The following is a 4,968-nucleotide window of genomic DNA, read 5'->3' as shown; positions in this document are numbered from 1 at the left end:
CGAGAATTCCACCATGTACACGATCCAGGGAAAGCTCGAACAGACCGACACCGTCCAGACCCATGCGCCGCTGGTACGGCGCATTGCCCTGCAACTGGCGGCGAAGCTGCCGGCCAGCGTGCAACTGGACGACCTGATCCAGGCCGGCATGATCGGCCTGCTCGACGCCGCCCGCCGCTACGAAGACACCCACGGCGCGCGCTTCGAAACCTACGCCAGCCAGCGTATCCGCGGCGCGATGCTCGACGAGGTGCGCGCCAACGACTGGCAGTCCCGCAGCCTGCGCCAGTCGACGCGCCGGATCGAGCGGACCGTGCGCGCGCTGGAGCAGAAGCTCGGCCGCACGCCGCTGGACTCCGAGGTCGCCGAAGAACTGGAGATGCCGCTGGACGAATACCAGAGCATGCTCAACGAGGTCTATGGCTGCCAGCTGCTGCACTACGAGGATTTCGAGCGCTCCGGCGAGGAGGATTTCCTCGATCGCCACCTGACCGTCAGCGAGGACGGCAATCCGCTGACGCTGCTGATGGAGAGCGGCATGCGCGGCGCGTTGATCCGCGCGATCGAGCGCTTGCCCGAACGCGAGAAGCTGGTGCTGTCGCTGTGCTACGACCAGGAACTGAACCTGCGCGAGATCGGCGCGGTGCTCGAGGTCACGGAGTCGCGCGTGTGCCAGATCCGCAGCCAGGCGATCAACCGTCTGCGCAGCCAGTTGCGCGGGCTGCTGTGATGGATCGCATGCCAGCTCGCCCGGTCCGGTGGTGCCGCGCGCTGCGGCGCCCGATCTCCCGGCCGATGGTGGCGGTTGCAACGGTGGCCGCGGCGACGGTGGCGGCGATGATGGCGGCCCCCGTCGCCGCCTCGCCGCTGATCCACACCAACTTCGGCGGCGAGTCGCGCCATGCCTGGACCGCCTCGGTGGTGGCGCCCGCGCTGCATGGCCGCGGCGTGCGCGCCTTGTCGGCGCCTATCCTGCCCAGCGGCTATCTGACGCAGTCCGAAGGCGTGATCACCGCGGTGCGCTGGCGTTACCGTTTTGCGCGTGTGCCACCGCCAAATCTGCAAGCCTATCTCTGTAATGCCAATCGCTGCGTGCTGCTGCCCGGGGCCGAAGGCAAGACCGATGCCTTCCGCGGCGACGACGCCGACAAGGGCTTTGTGTTCGCGTTCCGCATACCGGGACAGGGCCCGCTGACCCCCGTGTTGCAAGGCCAGGCCAGCCAGGTCACGGTCAGCTATCGCTGAATGGCGGGCGCCGCGCGACGCGGCCAGGTGACCTGGAAGTCGCCGTCATGACGATGTGATTTGCGATGTTCTTGCCGGCCCCGAACGGGTGGCATTGAATGTGCTTGTTGCCTACCGAGAATATGGCAGCGAGACATCGAAATGAGCCCCAACCGAACCAGCGGTAATCGCATCCGCCTGCTGGAAAACGGCGACGAATATTTCCCGCGTGTGTTTGCCGCGATCGCCGCCGCGCAGACCAGCGTCCTGCTGGAAACCTTCATCCTGTTCGACGACCGCGTCGGCGTGGCGCTGCGCGAGGCCTTGATCGCCGCGGCCAGCCGCGGTGTGCATGTGGCGATCACCGTCGACGGCTACGGCTCGCCCGATCTGCCGCCGGAGTTCGTCTCCGGCATGGTCGCGGCCGGCGTGCGCTTCCATATATTCGCGCCGCGCCGGCGGCTGCTGGGCGTGCGGACCAATCTGTTCCGCCGGCTGCATCGCAAGCTGGTCGCGATCGACGGGCGCATCGCCTTCATCGGCGGCATCAACTTCTCCGCGCAGCACCTGACCGATCACGGCCCGCAGGCCAAGCAGGACTATGCGGTCGAGGTCGAAGGGCCGGCCGCCGCCGAGGTGCATCGCTTCCTCGTGCAGACGCTGCCGCCGGGCGATGTCGACGTACCCTCCGTACCGCCCGCGCCGCCGGCCGGCAACATGGCCGCCTGGCTTGTCACGCGCGACAACGACGCGCATCCGACCGACATCGAATGGGAGTACCTGCAGGCGATCCGCGCCGCGCGGCATCAGGTGGTGATCGCCAACGCCTACTTCCTGCCCGGCTATCGCCTGCTGCATGCGATCTGCGAAGCGGCGCAGCGCGGCGTCGACGTGCGACTGATCCTGCAGGGCAATCCCGACATGCTGTGGGTCAAGCGCATGGCCGACATGCTGTACGCCCATCTGCAGGTCGCCGGCGTGCGCATCTTCGAGTATTGCGAGCGGCCGCTGCACGGCAAGGTCGCCGTGATCGACCGCGACTGGTCCACCGTCGGCTCCAGCAACCTGGATCCGCTGAGCCTGTCGCTGAATCTCGAGGCCAATCTGGTGATCCGCGACGCCGGCTTCGCGCGCGAGCTGCGCGCCAACCTCGACACGCTGATGGCCAATGCCTGCCGCGAGATCCCGCCCGATCGCGAGACGCCGCGCGCGCCGCTGCAATTGGCGGCCACCACGCTGATGTTCCACTTCCTGCGCCGCTTCCCCGCGTGGGCCGGCTGGCTGCCGGCGCACACGCCGAAGCTGGTGGTGGCCACCGCCGAGCCCCCGCGCCGGCCCTGGCGATTTCCCATCCTGAAGCGGGGCGCCGAATAGATGACGGCAAGACAGGCGAGTCATCCCACGGGAGCACGGCGGCGCAGCCGCTGGGCGCAGGTGCGCCGCATACTCGGCATCGCCTTCGTGGCGCTGGTGGTGGTGCTGGTGGTCAGGAAGCTGGCCGAGGTCGAATGGGCCGAGGTCTGGGTCACGCTGCAGGAATACGACTACCGCACGCTGACGCCGGCGGTGCTGCTGGTGATGCTCAGCTATTTCTGGCATTCGGCGTTCGACCTGCTGGGCCGCTGGTATGCGCGGCATCGGCTGTCGTCGCCGCGCGTGCTGGTGATTGCCTTCGTCAGCTATGCCTTCAACCTGAACCTGGGCGCGCTGGTCGGCGGCCTCGGCATTCGCTACCGGCTCTATTCGGGGGCGGGACTGTCGGGCGCACAGATCGCCTCGGTCTATACCATCGGCGTGGTCAGCAACTGGATCGGCTATCTGGCGCTGCTCGGCGCGGTGCTGGCCGCCCGCACGGTGGTGCTGCCGGTCGAATGGGGGCTCAATGCCACGTTGCTGCAGATCGCCGGATTTGCGCTGCTGGGCGTGGTCGCCGCGTATCTGGTCGCCTGCGCCAAGGCCAGGCGGCGCCGCTGGACGGTACGCGGGCATGCCTTCCATCTGCCGCCGCTGCGCTTCGCGGTGATGCAGTGCGCGCTGTCGATCACCAACTGGCTGACCATCTCGGCCATCATCCAGACCCTGCTGCCGTCGTCGGTGCCGCTGCTGGTGGTGCTGGGCGTGGTGCTGATCGGCAGCATCGCCGGGGCGGTGGCCCATATCCCGGCGGGCCTGGGCGTGCTCGAGACCGTGTTCGTGGTGCTGCTGGGCGACCGCGTCCCGCACCACGCACTGCTGGCGGCGCTGCTGGCCTATCGGGCGATGTACTACCTGTTGCCGATGCTGCCGGCGACGGTGGGATATTTCCTGCTGGAGGCGCGCGGACGGCGCGCCAGCACGGTCGAGCCGACCGCGTGAGGGAAGGGCGGACGCTTTAGCCGCTGGCCAGGCTGACGCCGCGCGGGCCGGCTTGCGCGCGGCCGTTGCGGCCGTAGACCGTCGCCGTGTCGCCGCGCTGGCGCAGCGTCTGCAGCGCGTCCTGCGTGTATTCCAGATGCGCGGACACCACGGCCCCGCTCAGCGCATTGGCCTCGGCCGCGCCGCGCGCGGTCAGCACCAGCGTGCGCCACGCGGCGGCGACGCCTTCGTCGATATGCAGTCCCACCAGCTGCCGGCCGCCGCCCACGCGAATGCCGAGCGCGGCCATCTGCGCCTGGCGCGCGGTGCCCAGCTGGGCGATCTGCTGTGCCAGTTCCTGCTTGTGCTGCACCAGCTCGCCCAGCGACTGGAAGTCGCCGGTGCGAATCGCGTTCCGTTCCTGCTGCAGGGCATCGACAAAGGCCGCGATGGCTTGCGTTTCGTGCTGCATGCTGGCGATCAGGGCTTGGCTCATGGGCGCGAAGTCGAAGGAAGTCGGTGGGGAATCGGGGGCCGGGCGGCGCGGATATCGGGATCGAACGCAGGATCGACGCAGGATCAACGCGATATCGATGCCTGCTCAGCGGCCGTTGTCCTGCGTCAGTTCGCGCAGCGTGGCCAGCAGACCGTCGGCGATCTTGCTGGGGTCCATCTTCAGGCGGCCCTCGGCGATGGCCTGGCGGATCTCGTCCACCTTGGCCTGGTCGATATCGCCGTCGGCCTCATGGGCGAGGCGCGTGCCGATATCGCGAACCTGGGTGCCCAGCGGGCTCATGGTCAGGCCGCCCGCGGCCGGTGCGGCGCCCGCAACGGGGCTCGACGCGGTGCGTCCAGTGCTTTCAGCGGCACCTTCGCCGGTGCGCGGCAGAGTCGATTGGTGGATCTTCACGGGATGTCCTTGCTGGGTTTGCTCAGCTTAACGGCGCGGGGTCGCCAAACTTTAGGACGCGAATTGTGACACGCTGTAACGAAGTCGGGGGCTTCGGGGGCTATTGCTGCAGCACCACCGTGTCCGCGTCCCGGACCAGCCCGTTGACCACCTGGCCGCTCTTGAGCCGCACCTGCACGGTGTTGCCCGCGGCGGCGTCGGCCAGGATCTTGCCCTCGCTGCGGATCTGGAAGGCCTCGCCTTCGATGGTCACCGAGACCATCTGGCCCTGCTTGACCGCGATCGCCTTCCTGACCATGTCCATCCGCAGCGGCGAGCCGGCGGCGATCCGGTTGGCCGTGACCGCGCCTTCGAGCTGGGCCGGGTCGGTGACGACCGCGCGCGGCAGGCCGGCCAGATCGCCCTGGCGCTGTTCCAGGTCGGCCGGACCGATCGGCTGGCCGGGCGCCAGCGCATGCGCGGCGACATAGTAATCGGCCACCACCGAGACGCGCGCCTGG

7 protein-coding genes are annotated in these 4,968 nt (G+C 68.7%); 4 read left to right on the top strand and 3 right to left on the bottom strand.

The window, feature by feature from the left end; translation table 11 throughout:
* Positions 1–13 precede the first annotated feature (13 nt).
* The 4 genes from AC6EI8_RS24120 to AC6EI8_RS24105 all read left to right on the top strand — a co-directional run bounded on the left by AC6EI8_RS24120 (position 14) and on the right by AC6EI8_RS24105 (position 3,579).
* The gene (locus AC6EI8_RS24120) at positions 14–730 is read left to right on the top strand and encodes an RNA polymerase sigma factor FliA (RefSeq protein WP_053824398.1); all 717 of its coding nucleotides are present in this window, start codon (positions 14–16) and stop codon (positions 728–730) included.
* Positions 731–840: 110 nt separating this feature from the next.
* Complete coding sequence (locus tag AC6EI8_RS24115) at positions 841–1,245, top strand: flagellar protein FlhE (RefSeq protein WP_370639593.1); 405 nt, start codon at positions 841–843, stop codon at positions 1,243–1,245.
* A gap of 141 nt (positions 1,246–1,386) precedes the next feature.
* Positions 1,387–2,598 (top strand): cardiolipin synthase ClsB, encoded by a 1,212-nt coding sequence (gene clsB, locus AC6EI8_RS24110; RefSeq protein ID WP_498383079.1) that lies wholly within the window; start codon positions 1,387–1,389, stop codon positions 2,596–2,598.
* A gap of 60 nt (positions 2,599–2,658) precedes the next feature.
* A complete protein-coding gene (locus tag AC6EI8_RS24105) occupies positions 2,659–3,579 on the top strand; it encodes a lysylphosphatidylglycerol synthase domain-containing protein (protein ID WP_226109388.1) in 921 nt (306 codons plus the stop codon).
* Positions 3,580–3,595: 16 nt separating this feature from the next.
* Here AC6EI8_RS24105 and AC6EI8_RS24100 read toward each other — a convergent pair whose 3' ends face one another.
* The 3 genes from AC6EI8_RS24100 to flgA all read right to left on the bottom strand — a co-directional run.
* Positions 3,596–4,054, bottom strand: coding sequence for a flagella synthesis protein FlgN (locus tag AC6EI8_RS24100; protein WP_498383078.1), 459 nt, complete (start codon positions 4,052–4,054; stop codon positions 3,596–3,598).
* 105 nt (positions 4,055–4,159) lie between these two features.
* A complete protein-coding gene (gene flgM / locus AC6EI8_RS24095; RefSeq protein WP_149319459.1) occupies positions 4,160–4,468 on the bottom strand; it encodes a flagellar biosynthesis anti-sigma factor FlgM in 309 nt (102 codons plus the stop codon).
* A 100-nt stretch (positions 4,469–4,568) separates the two neighbouring features.
* On the bottom strand, positions 4,569–4,968 hold a 400-nt coding region (gene flgA / locus AC6EI8_RS24090; RefSeq protein ID WP_498383077.1), incomplete at its 5' end, for a flagellar basal body P-ring formation chaperone FlgA.

The sequence above is a fragment of the Cupriavidus sp. R6-3 genome (assembly GCF_059772245.1).
This window is presented reverse-complemented; position numbering and strand designations above follow the sequence as displayed.